Source organism: Streptomyces sp. NPDC057854 (assembly GCF_042797055.1).
Taxonomy (GTDB): Bacteria; Actinomycetota; Actinomycetes; order Streptomycetales; family Streptomycetaceae; genus Streptomyces.
This window is the reverse complement of record NZ_JBHVMF010000001.1, coordinates 529,193-548,065: the sequence shown is the minus strand read 5'-3', so window position 1 is coordinate 548,065 and position 18,873 is coordinate 529,193. Positions and strand designations below refer to the sequence as shown.

Genomic DNA, 18,873 nt, shown 5'->3' with positions numbered 1-18,873 from the left:
CCAGACCTCCCGCAGCGCCGCGCCGTCCCGCCGCACGGCGGCCACCGCCGCGTCCGGATCGCCGCCCCGCTCCCGTACCGCCGCCGCGTCGGCCCGCGCCCACACCGCGACCGCGTCGCCGTCCACCTCCGGATGGAACTGCGTGCCCCACGCCACCGGCCCCGCCCGGAACGCCTGGTACCGGCAGTCGTCGCCGCCCAGCAGCGGCACGGCGCCGGCCGGCAGCCGGACGATGTCGTCGAAGTGCCACTGCGCCGCCGGCGCCCCCTCCGGCACCGCGCCGAACACCGGGTCGCCCGCGGCGCCGGGCAGCCGCCGCAGGGGTACGGAACCCACCTCGGGCCCCCGCGGCCGGGCGGCGACCGCTCCGCCGAGGGCGTCGGCGACGAGCTGGCCGCCCAGGCATATCCCGAGCAGCGGCACCTCGCGCCGGACCGCCTCGCGCACCAGCTGCCGGACCCGCGGCAGCCACGGCGCCGCCCCGTCGTCCCGGCAGCCCACGGACCCTCCGAGCACCAGCACCCCGCCGTGCGCCGCCGGTGTCGCGGGCAGCTCCTCGCCCCGCCACGGCCGCCGCACGTCCAGCCGCAGCCCGTCCGCCGCCAGCCGCTCCCCGACCAGCCCCGCGCCCGCTCCGTCCTCGTGCTCCACGACCAGCACCGACACCGCCATGACCGCCGCCCTTCCGCCGCCGCTCCGGCCCCCCAGTGGACACCCGCCGCTCCCGGCAGGGGAAGGGTCCCGCACCGGTCCCGTACGGCAGTCGTACGGCTCCCGGATCAGGTGCCGTTCGGCGTCACCAGGCCCGACTCGTAGGCCAGAACCACCAGTTGGGCACGGTCGCGGACACCCAGCTTGGTCATGGCCCGGTTGACGTGCGTCTTCGCCGTGAGCGGGCTGATCACCATGCGGCCGGCGATCTCGTCGTTGGACAGGCCCCGCGCCACCAGCACCACCGCCTCGCGTTCCCGGCCGGTCAGCTCCGCGAGGCCCCGGCCCGCATCCGTACCCGGGCCCGCGGCCGCCGACGCCGGCTGGGCGAGGCAGCGGTGGATGAGCCGGCGGGTGACGGACGGCGCGAGGAGGGCGTCGCCGCGCGCGGCGACCCGCACCGCGTGCAGGAAGTCCTCCGGCAGCACGTCCTTGACCAGGAACCCGGCGGCGCCCGCGCGCAGCGCGTCCAGGACGTACTCGTCCATGCCGTAGTTGGTCAGGATCACCACGTGCACGCCGGCGAGGCCGGGGTCGGCCGCGATCCGCCGGGTGGTCTCGATGCCGTCGACGACGGGCATCCGGATGTCCACGAGGGCGACGTCCGGCCCGGGCGCGCGGGCCAGGGCCAGCGCCTCCCGCCCGTCGGACGCCTCGGCCACCACCTCGATGTCGTCCTCCAGGTCGAGCAGCGCGCGGAACCCGCTGCGGATGAGCGGCTGGTCGTCGACGAGCAGGACACGGATCACGGGGTGCGCTCCACGGGGAGTTCGGCCAGGACGGAGAAGCCGCCGCCGTCGCGCGGCCCGGCGGTGAGCCGGCCGCCGAGGGCGGTGACCCGCTCGCGCATGCCGAGCAGGCCGAGACCCGGCGCCGGGGCGGTGGCCGGTGCCGCCGCGCCGTCGTCGTCGACCCGGACCGCGAGCAGCTCGGGCCGGCAGTCGATCCGCACCGAGCCCGTCGCGGAGCCCGCGTGCCGGGCGACGTTGGTCAGCGACTCCTGGACGATCCGGTACACCGTCCGGTCCACGGCGGCCGGCACGTCCGCCCCGCGTCCCTCGACGGTCAGCGTCGCGTCCACCCCCAACGCCCTGACCCGCTCGACCAGTTCCGGCACGTCGTCGAGCCCGCGCGGCGGTGCCGTGTCGTCGTCGCGCAGCGCCTCCAGGGTCGCCCGCAGCTCCCGGCTCGCCTCGCGGCCCGCCTCCTGGATGGCGAGCAGCGCGGGCGGCACCTCCTCCCCGCGCCGCCGCGCCACATGGACGGCGACCTCGGACTGCACCTTGATCACGGAGATCTGGTGGGTGAGGGAGTCGTGCAACTCGCGGGCGATCCGCAGCCGTTCCTCGTCCGCGCGGCGGCGGGCCGCCTCCTCGCGGGTCCGCTCGGCCTCGTCCGCCCGCCGCTCGGCCTGCCGCAGCGCCTCGCCCGCCGCGCCGGCCGCGACGAGCCAGGCGATCTCCAGGGCGCCCCGCGCCCGCGCGAACGCCTCGCCCGTCCCGTACGCCCCCGAGAGCAGCGCCGCCACCGGCAGCGCGGCCAGCATCAGCACGCTCGCGCCGGCCGTGACGGCGCGGTGCCCGGCCCGTACGGCGGCGTACACGGCGAACAGATAGGCCACGACCGGGACGTCGAACCCCACCGCCTGGTAGCCGATCGCGCACGCCCCCGTGACCGCGAGCACGGCCCGGGGCGCCCGGCGCCGCACGGCCAGGGCGAGCCCGCCGGCCGCCAGCAGCCCGTATCCGGCCGCCACGGCGAGCGGCGCGTCGGGCCGGGGCGCGGAGGCCGACGCGGCCAGCAGCGCCGCCGTCACCCCGAGGGCGACCGCCCCGTCCCCGTACCGCCGCCGGAACCCGGCCCCCGGTCGTGTCATGGGCGCACCCTAACCGGCCCGCCGCACACGGGAGTCGGCCCCGGGGAGGAGCCGGCGACTACCACGGACGCGGTAGACGCGCGGGCGCTACCGCGCACGCGGCAGCCGAAGTGTCCGCGGCGGCAGGACGACCGGGGGAGGGGCCGGCGGACATGCTCGGAGCACCGGTCGGCGGCACACCGCCGCACCGCACACCCGAAGAGGAGTCCGCCATGTCCGTCCGCCGTACGCTCGCCACCGGAGCCCCCGTGCTCGCCACCGTCCTCGGCGGCGCCCTGCTCAGGGGACTCGTCCTCGCCGCGCCCGCCTCCGCCGCCCCGGCCCCGGACCTCGCCGCCTCCGTGACCACCTTCAGCGCCGGCCGGCTCGGCGCGTCCACCGGTGCGGTGCTCGGACTGGCCGGCCTGCTCGTGGCGTGGCGCGCCACGGCCCGCCCCGCCGGGCGCCTCGGCGCCGCGACCGGGCCGCTCGGCGCGGTGCTGGCCCTGGCCGCCGGAGTGGCCGCCGTCGTCCTCGGCGGTCTGGTCGCCGCCACCGCAGACGCCGGCCTCGGCACCGGGAACGGGCGGGGCGGCGCCTACGTGGCCCTGCTCGTCGGCCTCGCCGCGACGGCGCTGGGAGGCAGGGCCCTGGCCCGCTCCCGGCGCCGTGCCGGCTGAGTACGCCTCCCGTCACGAGGTGAGTACACCGGCGGATCCGCCCGCCGCCCCGCACCGGTGGAATGGATCCATGAGCTTCCGCACTCCGCGCCGCCGCCCCCTCCGCCGCGTCTCGGCCACCGGCACCGCCCTCGTGGTGGCGCTCGGGCCGGTCGTGGTGGGCGCGCTGCTGGCCCGTTCGGTCGGCGGCGACCCGATGGTCTCCGTGAACGCGCTCATCGCGGGCGGCGGGCAGCGCGCCCGCGTCTCCCGGCACCACCTGCGGTCCTGCCGGAGCCGTCTCGACGCCCGCCGGCTCCGGGCCGTCCGCGGCCTGCGGGCCAGGACGGGGGCGCCGGGCACGACGCCGCCCGCCCGGGGTGCGCGGTACGGCGCCGCCGTGCGCCGCGCCGCCGCCCGGCGGAAACGGCGGCGGCAGGACACGCGACCGTAGACCCGTGCGCGTCGGCCGCGACGGCCGGGCGCCCGGCCGTGGTCCCCGGGCGAGCCGACCTGGCGACGGCCCGGCGCCCGGCCGTGGCCCCCGGGCGAACCGACCTGGCGACCGCCCGGCGCACGGCCGTGGCCCGCCCCAGGCGCACCGACCTGACGGAATGCACCCCTGACCAGCACGGTTCCTTCGCGGAGCGCCGCGCGTTCCTGCGCGGTTTCCTCACCGAAGCGGCCCCGCCGGGCCTCCGGATGCGCGATGATCGCCCCGCACCCGCGAACAAGGGCCGGTTCCCTCCGGCCGGTACGGCACCGCGTCGAAAGGCACCCCACCCATGGCCAGGCGGCATCCCGCGCCCGAGAACGAACCGAGCACTCCGGCCGCCGCAGCGCCCGGCATCGGCCGCCGCCGCTTCCTCGGTTACGTCCTCGCCGCGCCCACGCTCACCGTCGCCGCCCAGGCCGGTGCCGAGGTCCTGGCGCCCGCGACCGCCGAGGCCGTCGTCCCCTCGCTGCCGGGCCCCGCCGAACTCCTCGACCTGAACGACCTGTTGACCGTGGCCGCGCTGCCGACCAGCCACCTCATCACCCTCCGGATCGACCCCGACGGCACGGCCCACTTCGCGCTCCCGCGCGCCGAGGTCGGCCAGGGCGTCACCACCTCCTCCGCCATGCTCATCGCGGAGGAGCTGGACCTCCCGCTGGACAAGGTGAAGGTCACCCTCGCCGACGCCCGCCCCGAACTCCTCTTCAACCAGCTCACCGGCGGCTCCAACACCACCGTCTCCACCTACACGCCGATCCGGGTCGCGGCGGCCGTCGCCCGGGGCAGGCTGCTGCACGCGGCCTCCGTCGTCCTCGGCGAGGCCGTGTCCACCCTCACCACCAGGGCCGGCACGGTCCTCTCCCCGGCCGGTGCCGTCCTCGGCTACGGCGAACTCGCCGCCCGGGCCGCCGCCGTGGCGGACACGGCCGTCGCCGTCACCCTCAAGGACCGCGCGGACTTCCGCGTCATCGGCACCGGACGGAACCGGCTCGACGCGCTCGCCGCCGTCACCGGCCGCAAGCGGTTCGCCATGGACCTCCAGGTCGCGGGCGCCCTGCCGACGATGGTGTGCCGGCCGCCGACGATCAACGGGACCGTCCGCTCGGTCGCCAACCTCGCCGCCGTCCGGGCCATGCCGGGCGTCACCGACGTCGTCACCGTCTCCACCGGCGTCGCCGTCCGCGCCCGCACCTTCGGCCAGTGCGTGGACGCCGTCCGGGCCCTCGACGTCGACTGGGGCCCCGGCACCGCCGAGGGCGCCACCGACGCCACCGTCCTCGCCGAGCTGCGCCGGGCCGAACTCCCGCTCGTCGTCCCGCCGCTGCCGCTGCTCACCAAGGCCGTCGACGCCCGCTTCACCTTCCACTTCGCCAGCAACGCCGCCCTGGAGACCAACTGCGCCATCGCGGACGTCCGTCCGGACTCGGCCGAGATCTGGGGCTCCCTCAAGGCCCCGATCGTGGCGCAGGAGCAGATCGCGCTCCGCCTCGGCCTGCCCGTGTCCGCGGTGAAGGTGCACGTCACCGAGGGCGGCGGCTCCTTCGGCCGCAAGCTGTTCCACGACGCCGCCCACGAGGCCGCCGAGATCTCGAAGAAGCTCGGGAAGCCGGTGAAGCTGATGTGGCACCGGACCGACGACTTCCGGCAGGGCCGTACGCACCCCATGTCGACCTCGCGGGTCCGCGCCACCTACGCGCTCGGCGAGGTGCTGACGTACGAGCAGCGGCACACGTCCGTCGCCACCGACTTCGGGCACGGCATCGGCGAGGTGCTGACGGCGGAGGCGGCCCGGCTGCCCGTCGCCGACCTCACCTTCTCCGAGACGATGTTCCAGCTCACCCAGATCAGCCCCTACCACCTGGGCGTCACCACCCAGCTGCTCGCGGAGACCGACAAGGGCTACAACACCGGCTCCATGCGCAACATCTACTCGCCGAACGTGCGCACCGCCCAGGAGCTCGTCCTCGACGAACTGGCCCGCCGCATGGGCGAGGACGCCTGCGCCCTGCGCCGCCGCCTCCTGAAGGAGCCCCGGGCGCGGGCCGTCCTCGACAAGGTCGCCCAGCGGGGCCGCTGGGGGCGCCCGATGGAGCCCGGCACCGCCCAGGGCGTCGCCGTGCACGCCGAGTACCACGCGTACGTGGCGGTTCTCGCCGAGATCGACTGCCGGCCCGCGACCACCGGGCGCACGGTCCCGGACGCGTACACCGGCCCCCGCGTCACCAAGGTCGTCTGCGCCGTCGACGTCGGCCTCGCCGTGAACCCGCGCGGTCTGGAGGCGCAGATGATGGGCGGGATCTCCGACGGCATCGCCCTCGCCCTGACGTCCGGGCTGCACCTGAAGGACGGCGCCTTCCTGGAGTCCAGCTGGGACAACTACTACTACACGCGGCAGTGGAACACCCCGCCCGAGCTGGAGATCGTCGTGATGCCGCCGACCGGCGACAAGCCCGGCGGCGCGGGCGAACTGGCCGTGGCCGCCGCGATGGCGGCCGTCGCCTGCGCCTACGGCCGGGCCACCGGCACGATGCCGACCGTCTTCCCGGTCAACCACCACGCCCCGCTCGCCTTCACCCCCGCGCCGGCCGTCCCGCCCGTCCCGGCCTCCCCGACCGACGGCCGCGACCGCGTCCTCTGACACCCCCTCCGGAGCAACCCGTGCCCCAGCACACCTTCATCCTCAACGGCAAGGCCGTCACCGCCGAGGTCGAGTCCGACGTGCGGCTCCTGTGGGTCCTCAGGGACGTCCTCGGCGTCACCGGACCCAAGTACGGCTGCGGCGTCGGCGTCTGCCGGGCGTGTACGAGCCACCTCAACGGCAAGGCGTTCACGCCCTGCGCCGTCCCCGTCGGGCAGCTCGCCCCGGAGGACGAGGTCACCACCATCGAGGGCCTGCCCGACACGGTCGGGAGCGAGCTGCACCCGATGCAGGAGGCGTGGCTCGACCTCGACGTCGCCCAGTGCGGCTTCTGCCAGCCCGGCCAGATCATGGCGGCCGTGGACGCGGTCCGCCGGGCCCGGGAGGCGGGCCGCGAGGTCACCGAGGCCGACCTCGACGAGCTGCGCAACATCTGCCGCTGCGGCACCTACCACCGGATCCGGCAGGCGGTCCTGGAGGGCGCCCGCCGCATGACCTGAGGGCAGATGGTTCGTGTCACGAAGGGTATTCTGGCCGCATGGCCAAGGACGAGGGTGAGCGGATCGGAGTCGTCGCCGCGCTGGTGCGCTCCGCCTTTCTGGTGAACGCCGCGTACGCGGAGGCGGCGCACGCGTACGGGCTGACGCCCCAGCAGGGCCAGCTCCTGTGCGTCCTCATGCCCGGCCCGACCGGGATGGGCGAGCTGGGCGCCAAGCTCGGCCTCGCCAAGTCCAGCCTCACCGGCCTGGTGGACCGCACCTCGCGGCTCGGATACGTCGAGCGGGCGGGCGATCCCGGGGACCGCCGGGCCGTGCGGGTCGCCCTCACGGAGGAGGGCGCCCGCCTCGCCGACGTGTTCTACACGGAGGCGTGCCGCCGGATCGAGCTGCTGCCCGCCGGGCTCGACGGTCCCGAGCGGGAGCGGCTGACCGAACTGCTGGGCCGGGTCGTCCTGGACAACGAGGTCCCGGAGGTCTTCACCGACCGCCCCTGAGGCCCCGGAGGCGGTCACGCCTCGCCGGCGCCGTCGAAGAGCGCGGCGAACCGCCCGGTGAAGAGGTCCTGCCCCTTGTACTCGGAGACCGTCGCCGCCGGCAGCACCAGCGGCCCGTCCGGCGACGGGAACTGGCCGACGCCGCCCAGCGGTCCGAGCGGCAGCAGCACCGACGGGACCGGGGAGGGCGCGTACGTCGCCTCCGGCGCGCCGCCGTGCACCTGGGCCAGGATGTTGGCGGCGACGACCTCGGCGTGCTGCATCGCGTACCCGGCCATCTTCGCCTCGTCGAGGGCGGTGACGTCGCCGATCGCGTAGACCCGCTCCTGGCCCTCCACCCGCAGGTGCCCGTCGACGCGGAGCTGTCCCCGCGCGGTCAGGGCGGCGGCCAGATCGGGGGCGAGGAAGCCCTCGTGGACGGTTCCGCCGTGGGCGCGGAACCAGATGTCGGCGGTGAGGGCGCCGCCGTCGGAGGTGCCCACCGTGAAGGTGCCGGCGCGACCGGGGCCGGCCGGCGGCTCCTCGGTGAGCGTCACCCCGAGCCGTACCTCCACCTTGAGGTCGGCGAGCTGCCGGGCCAGGTCCTCGCGGAGTTCGGGGGCGAAGCCGGGGAGCAGGGCGTCGCGCGGGTCGACGAGGGTGATCCGCTTGTCGGGCCAGACGGCCCGGATCTCGCCCGCGAGTTCGAGTCCGACCGGGCCGGCGCCGCTGATGAGCACGTGGTCGGCGGCGGCCAGTTCCCCGTGGGTGGCGCGCAGCTGCGCCAGGGCGTCGGCGGAGGAGTCGCCGGCGAACTTGGCCGGGTACGGGTAGGCGGAGCCGGTGGCGACGACGACGTAGTCGGCGTCGACGCGCGCGCCGGAGGCGAGGGTGACGCCATGGGCGTCGACCGAGGCGGCCCGGTCGCGGACGAACCGGCCCCGGGCGAGCAGCCGGTCGTACGGGAAGAAGATGTGCGGCGCCCAGTCGGGCCGGACGAGGGCCCGGAGCGAGCCGGCGGCGTGCACGAAGGCGTCCTTGGGGTCGACGAGGACGACCTCGACGCCCGCCTCGGCGTCCGCTTCCAGTGCCTTGGCCAGGGTCGAGCCGCCGTAACCCCCGCCGATGACGGTGACGATCGCGTTCATGTCCGTGTTCCCCTCCGGAAGAGTTCCGGCGGCGTGGACCCGCCGCCGGTAGTTCGTGCTACGAACCATATAGTTCGCGGCGCGAACTGTAAAGGGTCGGCCGATCCGGGCACGCGAAAGCCCCCGCCGCGCGCAGGGCGACGGGGGCTCGGGAAGGGCGGGTGTCAGGCGGCGGGCGGGACCCGCGGTGGCCGGCCCGCACCCCTGGTCAGGGCGTAGCCGCCGATGCCGGCCAGCGCGGCCAGCACGCCGCCGGCCGCGGTCCAGATCCAGCGGTCGGACCACCAGCCGGAGGACCAGCCGCCCTCCGGCGCCGCGGCCTCCACCGCGGTCCGGCGGCCCGCCTCCTCCTCGGCCTCGGCCAGCTCGGCCGTGGTCGCGCCCGGCACCAGCGGCGCGGCGAGGGCCCCGTCGGTCGCGTACGCGCCGCCCCGGTCCTTCACGTCGACGCCGACCCGGGCGGAGAACGGCTGGCCCAGGTCCTCCTCCGGCAGCCCGGTGACGGTCAGCCGGACGTAGTAGCTGCCCGGCAGCGGATCGTTCGCCCACGCGTCGGCCGAGGCCCGCACCGGCCGCAGCACGCAGGCGAGCCGCACCGAGCCGGCCTCCTTCGGCGCGGTGCGCGCCTGGGTGCCGTACATGCACGGCTGACGGCGCCGCAGCCCGTCGTACACGTCGACCCGCCAGGTCGCGGCGCCGTGCCGCAGCGCGCTCTGCGGCAGCGTCACCGACGCCTCCACGGTGGGCCGTTCGCCGGTGTCGGCGGGGAAGACCCAGTACAGGTAGTCGCCGGTGGACGCCTGGGCGGTGGCCTCCTGTCCGGGGCGGAAGGCGGCGGCGGTCCGGAAGGAGGTGCCGGCCTCGGTGGGGCCCGCCTCCCCGCCGGCCGGCGCCGACGGCGCGGGCGTGTCGGCGAGGGCGCCCGGCGCGGCGGGGCCCAGCAGGGCGGCGCCGGCCAGCGAGGCCGCCGCGAGCATCCGTACGGTACGCATCAGTGGGTCCTCCAGACGGCGACGCGCCAGCGGGACAGCCAGCCCCAGATCAGACCGGCCAGGAAACCGGCGAGCACCAGCGCGCCGAGCAGCCACCAGCCGCGGCCGAGCCCGAAGGAGGCCACGTCCGAGGCGTCCGCCGGGCCGTCCACGACGTCCACGGCCAGCTCGATCGGCATGCCGGGCGTGGTCTTCACCGACGGGGGAGCGGAGAAGGAGTTGCTGACCTGGAGGCAGACGGTCTCGGCGGCGGGCTTGAGGTCGGTGTCCCCGTCCCCGTCGTCGGACTCCGGTTTCGGGTAGCGCAGACCGGTCGAGATCACGTCGGTGCGCCCGTCCCCGGCCTCCGAGCCGCGGACGATCTCCCGGCCGCTCCGGGTGACCGCCCGCAGCAGCACCCCGTAGTCGTCGTTCACGGCCCGGTCGGCGGAGACGCTGACGGAGGCGCGCAGCTCCTGGCCGGGCAGCAGGTCGACCTTGTACCAGCGGTGCTCGCCGATGACCTGGCGGTCGGTGTAGAGCCCGGGCTTGAGCTGCGGGGCGTCCGCGCACTGCCGGGTGCCCTCGGTGGCGACCGGGGTCACCACCGGGTCGGCCGCGCGGTCGACCAGCTGGCGCACGCGGCGGGACAGTTCGTCGGTGCGGTGCACGGAGGTGTACGTGCCGCCGGTGGCCTCGGCGATGCAGGTGAGCTGCCGGCGGGTCTTGGCGTCCGGCACCAGGCCGAGGGTGTCGATCACGAGGTGGACGCCCTTGTCGGCGATCTCGCGGGCGATCTGGCACGGGTCGATCCCGCAGGTGTCCTCGCCGTCGGTGATGAGGACGATCCGCTTGGTCGCGGCGTCGTCGCCGAGGTCCTTGGCGGCCTCGCGCAGTGCCGGGCCGATCGGGGTCCACCCGGTGGGGGCGAGGGTGGCGACGGCGGTCTTGGCCTCGGTCCGGTCGAGCGGTCCGACCGGGTACAGCTGGCGGGTGTCCTTGCAGCCGCGCTTGCGGTCGTTGCCGGGGTAGTCGGCGCCGAGCGTGCGGATGCCGAGCCGGACCTCCTCCGGCACCGCGTCCAGGACCTCGTTGAACGCCTGCTTGGCGGCGCTCATGCGGGAGGCGCCGTCGATGTCCTCGGCCCGCATGGAGCCGCTGACGTCGAGGACCAGCTCGACCTTGGGGGATTCCTGCGCCGCCGGCTCGTCGGCGGCCGCGCTCGTCGGCAGCAGCGCGGCGGTCAGGGCGACGAGCAGCGCACAGGCCCCGGTCGCCAGCCGTTTTCTCGTGATCATCGGCGGATCGTATTGATGATCGTCCGACAATCCAAAACCGGGGTCCGGCCCCCGTCCTCCGGGGAGCCGGACCCGCGGTCCTGACGGACTACCAGATCGCCTCGACCCACTCCGGGTGGTCGATGAACGGGTTCCGGTTGCCCTGGTAGTTCGCGTGGATGAGGTTGTTGCGGCGCTCCTCGAAGGCGCTCGGCGGATCCTGTTCGTTCCACTGCTTGAGGACCGAGAGGCGGCCGTGCCAGGGGACGCTGCCGTTGGTGGTGGACTCGTTGGGCTCCAGGTCGGGCCAGGCGTCGTCGCCCTCGTAGCGGACGGCCATGTAGAGGATCATGCGGGCCACGTCGCCCTTGTCGGCGTCGCGCGGCTCGAAGGAGTTGGAGTCCGTGTAGCTGCCGGCGGCGCCGCTGACGGCGCTGCCGCCGAAGTCCCAGTCCTTGTTGCCGCGGATGCTGTTGACCTGGACGTCGCAGGCGCGCAGGTGGTGCAGGTCGGTGCCGGGACCGGCGGAGGTGCCGAAGCTGCCGTGGGACTGCGCCCACACGTGCTCGCGGTTCCAGTCGCCGACGGAGCCGCCGTTCAGGGCCTTGCTGCGCGAGACGCCGCTGTACAGCAGGATGACGTTGTTGGTGTTGTTCGGGTCCTGGTCGGTGACCTTCAGCGCGTTCCAGACCGCGTCGTACGAGATCTTGGTCTGGCTGCTGATGATGGTGTGCAGCGCCGACTTGAGGCTCGTCCCGGTCTTGCCGACCGCGTTCTTGTAGTACGTGGTGTCGTACGCGTTCGTGGTGGCGGCGGCGGGCGTCGCCGTGAGCGCGGGGAGCGTGAGTCCGACGACGGCGGCGGACAGCGCCGCCCACACCTTCCACCTGCGGATCCGTGCAACCGACATGGGGGGCCCTTTCCGGGGACGGCACGCGGGCGAACGCCGGCCCCGGCTCAGGAGGGCGGCGCTCTACGCGTGTTGACTGCGTGTCATCCGGGAGGGTCGCACGGGCGATGTGGTTGTCGTGTTACGGACAAAGAGCCATTCGGTGACGTTCTCGCATACACGCCCGCCGTCCGCGGGCGGCTCGCGCCACTTCCGGCTCAGGCGCCCCGGACGTCCACCGGCATCCCCTTCGGCTCCTTGATCCGCTTCATGATGATCTGCGAGTTCACCTCGGTGACCCCCGCCAGCGCGGTCAGCTGCTCGATCCACAGCCGCTCGTACGCCGCCAGGTCCGCCACCGCGATCCGCAGCAGACACCCCGGGCTGCCGAAGAGCCGGTACGCCTCGATCACGTCCGGGATCGACTGGAGCGCCTCCTCGAACGCCTCCACCGTCTCCCGGTCGCGCTTCACCTCCACCGAGACCAGCACCTCGAAGCCGCGCCCCACCGCCTCCGGATCGATGACCGCCCGGTAGCCCCTGATCACGCCGTCCTGCTCCAGCTGCCGCACCCGGCGCAGACAGGGGGACGGGCTCAGGCCGACCCGCTGGGCCAGCTCCTGGTTGCTCAGCCGGCCGTCCTGCTGGAGCTCGCGCAAGATGTGGAGATCGATTCGGTCCATGGCGCAATTATCTGCCACGCGGAAACATTTCGGCGCGCATATCCGCAATCGGCTGCTCGCCCCCTTGGTCTAGGGTTGCCGACGCCCGTCACCGGGCCCAGGAACCAGGCCCGCACGGGCACCCCGAGCAGCGAGAGGCGGCGGACATGCAGCGGACGAACGACGGAACCCCGCGCCGGATCGTCGTCATCAGCACCGGCGGCACCATCGCCAGCCGCTGGCAGGGCACCGGCTACGCGGCCGACGCCTCCGGCGACGACGTCCTCGCCACCGCCCCGCTCCCCGAGGGCGTCACCGTCGAGGTCCGCGACCTCTTCAACGTCAACAGCTCCCGGCTCACCGCCGCCCACCAGCTCGTGCTGCTCCGCACGGTCCACGAGACCCTGGCGGACCCCGGCGTCGACGGCGTCGTCGTCACCCACGGCACCGACACCCTGGAGGAGACCGCCTTCCTCCTGGACCTCCACCACGCCGACCCCCGCCCGGTCGTCCTCACCGGCGCCCAGCGCCCCTTCGGCACCGGCGACGGCGACGGCCCGGGCAACCTGTACGACGCCCTCCAGGTCGCCGCCACCGTCCGCGACCTCGGCGTCCTCGTCGTCTTCGACGGGCGCGTCCACGCCGCCCGCGGCACGGTGAAGACGCAGACCCTCGCCGCCGACGCCTTCTCCGACCCCTCGGCGGAGCGCCTGGGCCGCGTCGGCTTCTCCCGCGTCGACGTCGAGCGACTGCCCGACCGTCCGGCGGTGCTGCCGCTGCCGGCCGCCGCCCGCACCGCCGACCCGGACCGGGGCCGCGCCGGACTGCCCCGCGTGGACGTGGTCTTCCACCACACCGACGGCGACCGGCTGCACCTCGACGCCGCCCTCGCCGCCGGCGCCCGCGGCATCGTGCTCGTCGCCACCGGCGCCGGCAACGCCACCCCCGAGATCGCCGACGCCGTGGCCGAGGCCACCGCCCAGGGCGTCCTCGTCGCCGTCACCACCCGCGTCCCCGCCGGCCCGCTCGCCGAGATCTACACCGGCGGCGGCGCCGTCGACCTGGTCGCCGCGGGCGGCGTGCTCACCGGCACCCTCCGCGCCGGCCAGGCCCGCATCGCCGTCCTCGCCGCACTGCTCGCCGACACCGACGGCGACGACCCGGCCCGCCGCACCGCGCTCCTCCGGCGCCTCCTCGAAGGCCCGGTCCGCGCCGAACCCGCCCTCGCCACCGGCACCTCCCGCGAGGCCGCGCCGGTCCCCTCCCGCGCCTGACGGCGCCCCCGTACACCGGCTCGCGGGCGTCGACCTTCCCCCTCCTCCGCCCGCGAGCCGGAAACCACCCCGCCCCGGCCGCTCCGGTACGGTGACGGACCCCGCGTCCGCCACCCGCACCGCCCAGGAGCCGCCGTGCCCGGCGCCACCGCGCAGGCCCGCCAGGTCGTCCACCTCGTCCGCGCCGTCCTCGGCGACGACGCCGTCCGGGCCGCCTGCCTGCACGGCTCCGCCGTCCTCGGCGGGCTGCGGCCCACCAGCGACACCGACGTCCTCGCCGTCCTGACCCGCCGCACCACCGAGGCCGAGCGCCGCGCCCTCACCGACGCCCTGCTCGCCGTCTCCGGCGCCCGCGCCCACCGGGGCCCGGCCCGGCCCGTCGAACTGAGCCTGGTCGTCCACGCCGACGTCCGCCCCTGGCGGTACCCGCCGGTCTGCGAGTACCTGTACGGCGAGTGGCTGCGCGACGGCTTCGAAGCCGGCCTCACCCCCGCCCCCGCGCCCTGCCCCGACCTGGCGCCGCTGCTCACCATGGCCCGGGCCGCCGACGTCTCCCTGTACGGGCCGCGCCCGGCCGAGCTGTTCGACCCGGTGCCGGAGGCCGACCTCCGGACCGCGATCGCCGCGGGCGTACCGGACCTGCTGGCGGACCTCGACGGCGACACCCGCAACGTGCTGCTCACCCTCGCCCGGATCCTCACCACGCTGCGCACCGGCCGGATCCTTTCCAAGGACGAGGCCGCGGCGGCGGTGCTCCCGTCGCTGCCGGCGGCGCTCCGGCCACCGCTGGAGGCGGCCAGGGCCCAGTACCTGGCGGGGGAGTACGGCTCCTGGGCGGAGTCGCTGCCCGCGGCGCGGGCGCACGCGGAGTACGTCGCGGCGCGGATCAAGAGGGCGTATCCGGCCTGAAGTTACCCGTCAGTTTCGCGTGACTTCCTCGGCGGGCGGCCGTAGAACGTGTTCCCATTCGCTCACGAGTGAGGAAGATCACATGAGTGAACGCGCCCTGTCCGCCCGGGGAACCCACGGAGTCAGCCGCCGCCGCTTCCTGACCGGAACAGGTTCTGTTCTCGGCGCCGCCGCCCTCGCCGGCGGCGTCACCGGCCCCGCCCGCGCGGCGGCCCCCGGCCTGGACGTCCGTCCCCTCCCGGACGGCGCCCAGGTCCGCGCCCTCGTCGTCGGCACCGGCTACGGCGGCTCCGTCGCCGCACTCCGCCTGGCCCGGGCCGGCGTCGACGTCCACATGGTCGAGATGGGCCTCGCCTGGGACACCGCCGGCCCCGACGGCAAGGTCTTCGCCAACACCACCAGCCCCGACTACCGCTCCTTCTGGCTGCGCACCCGCACCAAGCAACCGCTGAGCCAGTTCCTCGGCTTCCCGCTCGACAAGGACGTGCCCCGGCACACCGGCATCCTCGACGCGGAGGACTTCGCCGGCATCACCGTCTACCAGGGGCGGGGCATCGGCGGCGGTTCCCTCGTCAACGGCGGCATGGCCGTCACCCCGCGCCGCGAGCGCTTCCCGGAGATCCTGCCCACCGTCGACCCGGCCGAGATGTACGCCACCTACTATCCGCGCGCCAACGCGGGTCTCGGCGTCACCTCCGTCGACGAGACCTGGTGGGAGAACGCCGACTGCTACCAGTACGCGCGCGTGGGCCGCAAGCACGCCCAGCGCTCCGGCTTCCCCTTCGTCTTCGTGCCCAACGTCTACGACTGGGACTACATGAAGCAGGAGGCCGCCGGAGCCGTACCGAGGTCCGCGCTGGCCGGCGAGGTCATCTACGGCAACAACCACGGCAAGAAGAGCCTCCGGCAGACCTATCTCGCCCAGGCCGCCGCCACCGGCCGGGTCACCGTCTCCGCCCTCCACCGGGTCACCTCGGTCACCCCGGCCGCCGCCGGCGGCTACACCGTCGCCATCGAGCAGATCGACACCACCGGCGCCGTCCTCGCCGCCAAGACCGTCCGCGCCGACCGCGTCTTCTTCGCCGCCGGCAGCGTCGGCACCAGCAAGCTCCTCACCCGCCTCAAGGCCACCGGCGCCCTGCCCGCCCTCAACGAGCACATCGGCAAGGGCTGGGGCGACAACGGCAACGTCATGTGCGGCCGCGCCAACCACATGTGGGACCCCACCGGCAAGCTCCAGTCCGCCATGCCCACCGCCGGCATCGACAACTGGGACGCCGGCGGCGCCTTCGCCGAGGTCGCCCCGCTGCCCACCGGCATCGAGACCTACGCCTCCTTCTACCTCTCCATCACCCGCACCCCGCACCGCGCCGAGTTCACCTGGAACCCCGCCTCCGGGCGGGTCGAGCTGAGCTGGAACCGGGCCTGGAAGCAGGCGTCCGTCGACATGGCGAAGTCCGTCTTCGACAAGATCAACGCCAAGGAGGGGACGATCTACCGCACCGACCTCTTCGGCACCTACAAGATCTGGGGCGACCACCTCACCTACCACCCGCTCGGCGGCGCCGTCCTCGACCGGGCCACCGACAACCACGGCCGCCTCCACGGCTACCGGGGCCTCTACGTCATCGACGGCGCCCTCATCCCCGGCAACACCAGCGTCAACCCCTTCGTCACCATCACCGCGCTCGCCGAGCGCAACATCGAGCGGATCATCGCGGAGGACTTCTGAACGCCCCGGCACGCACACCGAGGGGCCGGCCGGCGCGCGCACCGGCCGGCCCCCGCACGTCCGGGCCTCACCCCGTCGGCAGCACGCACACCTCGTCGAGCCCCAGCACCCGGTTCAGCCGCCCGAACGCCAGCCACGACCCCAGGCTCATCGTCAGCTCCACGATCTCCGCCTGGCTGTAGTGCGCCGTCATCCGGGCCCAGAACTCCTCGTCCAGCCCGTGGTGGTCGAGCGCGTACCGCTCCGCGTACTCCGCCGCCAGCCGCGTCCGGACGTCGAAGGCGTCCGACACCTCCGTCTCCCGCCACGCCGCGACGAGCACGTCGAAACCCTCCTCGACCTTCACGCCGTCCCGGTCCGTACGCCAGTCCAGACAGAAGCCGCAGCCGTTGATCTGCGCGATCCGCAGCCGCGCCGCCTCGAACTCGCGCAGCCCCAGCGTCGTGTGGGCGTACACCGACAGCGAGAAGTTCGCCGCCGCCGTCCCGATCTCCGGGACCATCTCGCCCCACACGTACCCGATCGGCTCCTGTCCCTCCGGAATGTCGATGATCACCGCGGTCTCCTTCCCAGCTTCCCCACCGCCGGCCGCACCGGCACGTCCAGCGCGTCGTACAGCCCGGGCTCCGCCGCCGCCAGCCAGTCGATCGCCCCCACCAGGCGCCCGACCGCCGTCGCGTTCCCGCCGGCCGCCCGGTTCTCGCCCTCGTCGGTGGCCGCCACCGTCACCTCGATCCGCGGCCGGCCCTCGACGATCACCCGGTGCGCCCCGGCGCCGTCCGGCGGCACCGGCCAGTCCGGCGCGCAGGACGGATGGATCCGGGTCACGTGCTCGATCACGATCCGCGGCTCGCCGCCGACGATCCCCTGCACCTCGAAGCGGACCGCGCCCTGCGTGCCCGCCTCGAACACGCCCATCGTCCGCGTCGTCACCGTCGCCTCCAGCGGGCGCCGGTCCACCGTCTCGCGGATCTCGTCCACCTCGGCGCCGAGCGCCCGCGCCATCAGCCGGATCTGCCCGCCCCACACCATCGTCGGCACCGACGGGAAGAGCATCGGCGGCTCGTACGCGAGCGGCTTGCCCATACCGATCAGCTCGCGGACGGAGAACTCCTGCTCGTACGTCGAGTAGTCGAAGACCTCCTGGCAGCGGACCGCGTCCACGGTCGTGCCGAGCCCGCTGACCAGCAGCGGCAGCACGTCGTTGCCCCAGCCGGGGTCCACCCCGGAGGCGAAGAGCGACCCGCCGCCCTCCGCCACCGCCGCCAGCACCGGCTCCCGGAACTCCGGCGGCGCGTTCCGCGGGTCGTACAGCGGGTACAGCGACGGCGTCACCACCACCGCGCCGGCCGCGACCGCCCGCACCACGTCCTCCAGCGCCCCGTCCGGCCGCACGTCCCCGGAAGCCGCGTACACCACCGCCCCCGGCCGCCCGCCGAGCACCGCCCCGACGTCGTCGGTCGCGGCCACCCCCAGCTCGTGCCCGAGCCCCGCGAGCACCCCCGCGTCCCGGCCCACCTTCGCCGGGTCGGAGACCAGGACCGCCGCGAGCTCAAGCCCGGGATCGGCGTCCACGGCCCGGATGGCCGCCCGCCCGACATTTCCGGTTCCCCACACCACCGTCCGTATCATGCGCGGAGGGTAGCGCCGGGGCAGCGAGGTTCCCAGCCTCGCGCCGAAAGGATCTGGCTCTCAGTCAGATTGCTTGCGGGGTACGCCGTTCAGCCGAGCCGCAGCGCCGCGAACGGCACCGCGGCCCGCCGGTCCACCCGCCCCGCCCGGTCCTCCGTACGGGTGGGCCCGCCGCCGGTCCGCGCAGCGGGGCGCGCCGAGCGGGTACGGATCCCCGCACTGCCCCCGGCCAGGAGGATGCCTCCCATGCCCGCCTTCGTCCGCAAGGGCGCCCCCGCGCTCCTCGGCGCCGGCACCCTGTGCGCGGCCCTGCTGCTCACCGGCTGCGCGCGCCCGGAGCCGACCGCCGCCGGCCCGTCGCCGACGCCCGCACGGCCGTCCGCCACGGCCTCCGGGACCGCCGACGCCCGCCCGGCCGTCCCCGCCCGCGTCCCCGGCCTCGGGCCGCTCACCCAGGCCCGGATCCCCGACGGCACCACCCAGGCCCTGGTCGTCACCGGCGCCACCGAGAACAGCAACACCGCCACCGCCGTCCTCCACCAGCGCGGCCCCGACGGCCGCTGGTACGAGGCCGGCGGCCCCTGGACCGCGCGCAACGCGCTCAAGGGCTGGACCCCCGACCACACCGCCGGCGACCTGCGCACCCCCATCGGCGTCTACCGCATCGGCGACGCCGGCGGGCGCCTGCCCGACCCCGGCGCCCGGCTGCCGTACGACGAGGACCCGGAGTTCGCCATCAGCGGCACCGGCTTCCAGGGCGAACCCCTCGAAGGCTCCTTCGACCACGTCATCGCCATCGACTACAACCGCGTCCCCGGCCGCACCCCGCTCGACAAGGAACGCCCCCTCGGCGCCGGGAAGGGCGGCGGCGTCTGGATCCACGTCGACCACGGCGGCCCCACCCAGGCGTGCGTCGCCCTCCACCGCGACGACCTGCGCACCCTGCTCGTCGCCCTCGACCCCGCCGCCGCACCCGTCGTCGTCATGGGACCGGCCCCCGAACTCGCGCGCTGAGCGCGGAGGCACGGGGGCCGGTCGCACCGGCGG

General features: G+C 75.3%; 19 protein-coding genes and 1 pseudogene. 9 read left to right on the top strand and 11 right to left on the bottom strand.

The genetic code is table 11. The features are described from left to right. Positions 1-180: 180 nt before the first annotated feature. The 3 genes and pseudogenes from ACFVQZ_RS02490 to ACFVQZ_RS02480 form a co-directional block, all read right to left on the bottom strand. A pseudogene (locus ACFVQZ_RS02490) lies at positions 181-672 on the bottom strand (type 1 glutamine amidotransferase); the annotation flags it as partial. Positions 673-779: 107 nt separating this feature from the next. After that, a complete protein-coding gene (locus tag ACFVQZ_RS02485; protein WP_383618994.1) occupies positions 780-1,460 on the bottom strand; it encodes a response regulator in 681 nt (226 codons plus the stop codon). Continuing rightward, the gene (locus ACFVQZ_RS02480; RefSeq protein WP_383618992.1) at positions 1,457-2,587 is read right to left on the bottom strand and encodes a sensor histidine kinase; all 1,131 of its coding nucleotides are present in this window, start codon (positions 2,585-2,587) and stop codon (positions 1,457-1,459) included. Before ACFVQZ_RS02480 ends, ACFVQZ_RS02485 begins: the two co-directional genes overlap by 4 nt. Before the next feature lie 212 nt (positions 2,588-2,799). On the opposite strand from ACFVQZ_RS02480, the gene ACFVQZ_RS02475 reads away from it, so the two are divergent. The 5 genes from ACFVQZ_RS02475 to ACFVQZ_RS02455 all read left to right on the top strand — a co-directional run bounded on the left by ACFVQZ_RS02475 (position 2,800) and on the right by ACFVQZ_RS02455 (position 7,353). Further along, complete coding sequence (locus ACFVQZ_RS02475; RefSeq protein ID WP_030494956.1) at positions 2,800-3,246, top strand: DUF6223 family protein; 447 nt, start codon at positions 2,800-2,802, stop codon at positions 3,244-3,246. 70 nt (positions 3,247-3,316) lie between these two features. After that, a complete protein-coding gene (locus ACFVQZ_RS02470) occupies positions 3,317-3,679 on the top strand; it encodes a hypothetical protein (protein WP_383618990.1) in 363 nt (120 codons plus the stop codon). Between the two features lie 331 nt (positions 3,680-4,010). After that, complete coding sequence (locus ACFVQZ_RS02465; RefSeq protein WP_383618988.1) at positions 4,011-6,359, top strand: molybdopterin cofactor-binding domain-containing protein; 2,349 nt, start codon at positions 4,011-4,013, stop codon at positions 6,357-6,359. Positions 6,360-6,379: 20 nt separating this feature from the next. Then, entirely contained in the window at positions 6,380-6,859 is a 480-nt protein-coding gene (locus ACFVQZ_RS02460) for a (2Fe-2S)-binding protein (protein ID WP_030494953.1), read from the top strand. Positions 6,860-6,897: 38 nt separating this feature from the next. Beyond that, positions 6,898-7,353 (top strand): MarR family transcriptional regulator, encoded by a 456-nt coding sequence (locus ACFVQZ_RS02455; protein WP_030494952.1) that lies wholly within the window; start codon positions 6,898-6,900, stop codon positions 7,351-7,353. A gap of 14 nt (positions 7,354-7,367) precedes the next feature. On the opposite strand, the gene ACFVQZ_RS02450 is transcribed toward ACFVQZ_RS02455, so the two are convergent. The 5 genes from ACFVQZ_RS02450 to ACFVQZ_RS02430 form a co-directional block, all read right to left on the bottom strand. Continuing rightward, entirely contained in the window at positions 7,368-8,480 is a 1,113-nt protein-coding gene (locus ACFVQZ_RS02450) for an FAD-dependent oxidoreductase (RefSeq protein WP_030494951.1), read from the bottom strand. Positions 8,481-8,644: 164 nt separating this feature from the next. Further along, positions 8,645-9,472, bottom strand: a complete 828-nt coding sequence (locus ACFVQZ_RS02445; RefSeq protein WP_030494950.1) for a hypothetical protein — start codon at positions 9,470-9,472, stop codon at positions 8,645-8,647. Further along, positions 9,472-10,749 carry a VWA domain-containing protein gene (locus tag ACFVQZ_RS02440; RefSeq protein WP_030494949.1) on the bottom strand — a complete coding sequence of 426 codons (1,278 nt, stop codon included), beginning with the start codon at positions 10,747-10,749 and terminating at the stop codon, positions 9,472-9,474. The genes ACFVQZ_RS02445 and ACFVQZ_RS02440 overlap by 1 nt, the downstream gene beginning before the upstream one ends. An 88-nt stretch (positions 10,750-10,837) precedes the next feature. Then, the gene (locus ACFVQZ_RS02435) at positions 10,838-11,638 is read right to left on the bottom strand and encodes an endonuclease I family protein (RefSeq protein ID WP_383618985.1); all 801 of its coding nucleotides are present in this window, start codon (positions 11,636-11,638) and stop codon (positions 10,838-10,840) included. A gap of 197 nt (positions 11,639-11,835) precedes the next feature. Beyond that, positions 11,836-12,300: an Lrp/AsnC family transcriptional regulator gene (locus tag ACFVQZ_RS02430; RefSeq protein ID WP_030494947.1), complete on the bottom strand. Its 465-nt coding sequence runs from the start codon at positions 12,298-12,300 to the stop codon at positions 11,836-11,838. 146 nt (positions 12,301-12,446) lie between these two features. Here ACFVQZ_RS02430 and ACFVQZ_RS02425 point away from each other — a divergent pair, with 146 nt between their 5' ends. The 3 genes from ACFVQZ_RS02425 (at position 12,447) to ACFVQZ_RS02415 (ending at position 16,194) form a co-directional block, all read left to right on the top strand. Further along, positions 12,447-13,553, top strand: coding sequence for an asparaginase (locus tag ACFVQZ_RS02425; RefSeq protein WP_383618982.1), 1,107 nt, complete (start codon positions 12,447-12,449; stop codon positions 13,551-13,553). A gap of 135 nt (positions 13,554-13,688) precedes the next feature. Then, entirely contained in the window at positions 13,689-14,462 is a 774-nt protein-coding gene (locus tag ACFVQZ_RS02420) for an aminoglycoside adenylyltransferase family protein (protein WP_383618980.1), read from the top strand. An 82-nt stretch (positions 14,463-14,544) separates the two neighbouring features. Next, a complete protein-coding gene (locus ACFVQZ_RS02415; RefSeq protein WP_383618978.1) occupies positions 14,545-16,194 on the top strand; it encodes a GMC oxidoreductase in 1,650 nt (549 codons plus the stop codon). 67 nt (positions 16,195-16,261) lie between these two features. On the opposite strand, the gene ACFVQZ_RS02410 is transcribed toward ACFVQZ_RS02415, so the two are convergent. The 3 genes from ACFVQZ_RS02410 to ACFVQZ_RS02400 all read right to left on the bottom strand — a co-directional run bounded on the left by ACFVQZ_RS02410 (position 16,262) and on the right by ACFVQZ_RS02400 (position 18,074). Beyond that, complete coding sequence (locus ACFVQZ_RS02410; protein WP_030494943.1) at positions 16,262-16,750, bottom strand: carboxymuconolactone decarboxylase family protein; 489 nt, start codon at positions 16,748-16,750, stop codon at positions 16,262-16,264. Further along, a complete protein-coding gene (locus ACFVQZ_RS02405) occupies positions 16,747-17,826 on the bottom strand; it encodes a dihydrodipicolinate reductase (protein ID WP_383618976.1) in 1,080 nt (359 codons plus the stop codon). Before ACFVQZ_RS02405 ends, ACFVQZ_RS02410 begins: the two co-directional genes overlap by 4 nt. 89 nt (positions 17,827-17,915) lie before the next feature. Next, on the bottom strand, positions 17,916-18,074 hold the full coding sequence (locus tag ACFVQZ_RS02400; protein ID WP_383618974.1) for a hypothetical protein: 159 nt from the start codon (positions 18,072-18,074) through the stop codon (positions 17,916-17,918). Between ACFVQZ_RS02400 and ACFVQZ_RS02395 the strand changes: the two genes are divergently transcribed. Then, positions 18,073-18,840 carry a L,D-transpeptidase family protein gene (locus ACFVQZ_RS02395; RefSeq protein ID WP_383618972.1) on the top strand — a complete coding sequence of 256 codons (768 nt, stop codon included), beginning with the start codon at positions 18,073-18,075 and terminating at the stop codon, positions 18,838-18,840. The two genes, ACFVQZ_RS02400 and ACFVQZ_RS02395, sit on opposite strands and share 2 nt — an antisense overlap. The last annotated feature ends 33 nt before the right edge of the window (positions 18,841-18,873 follow it).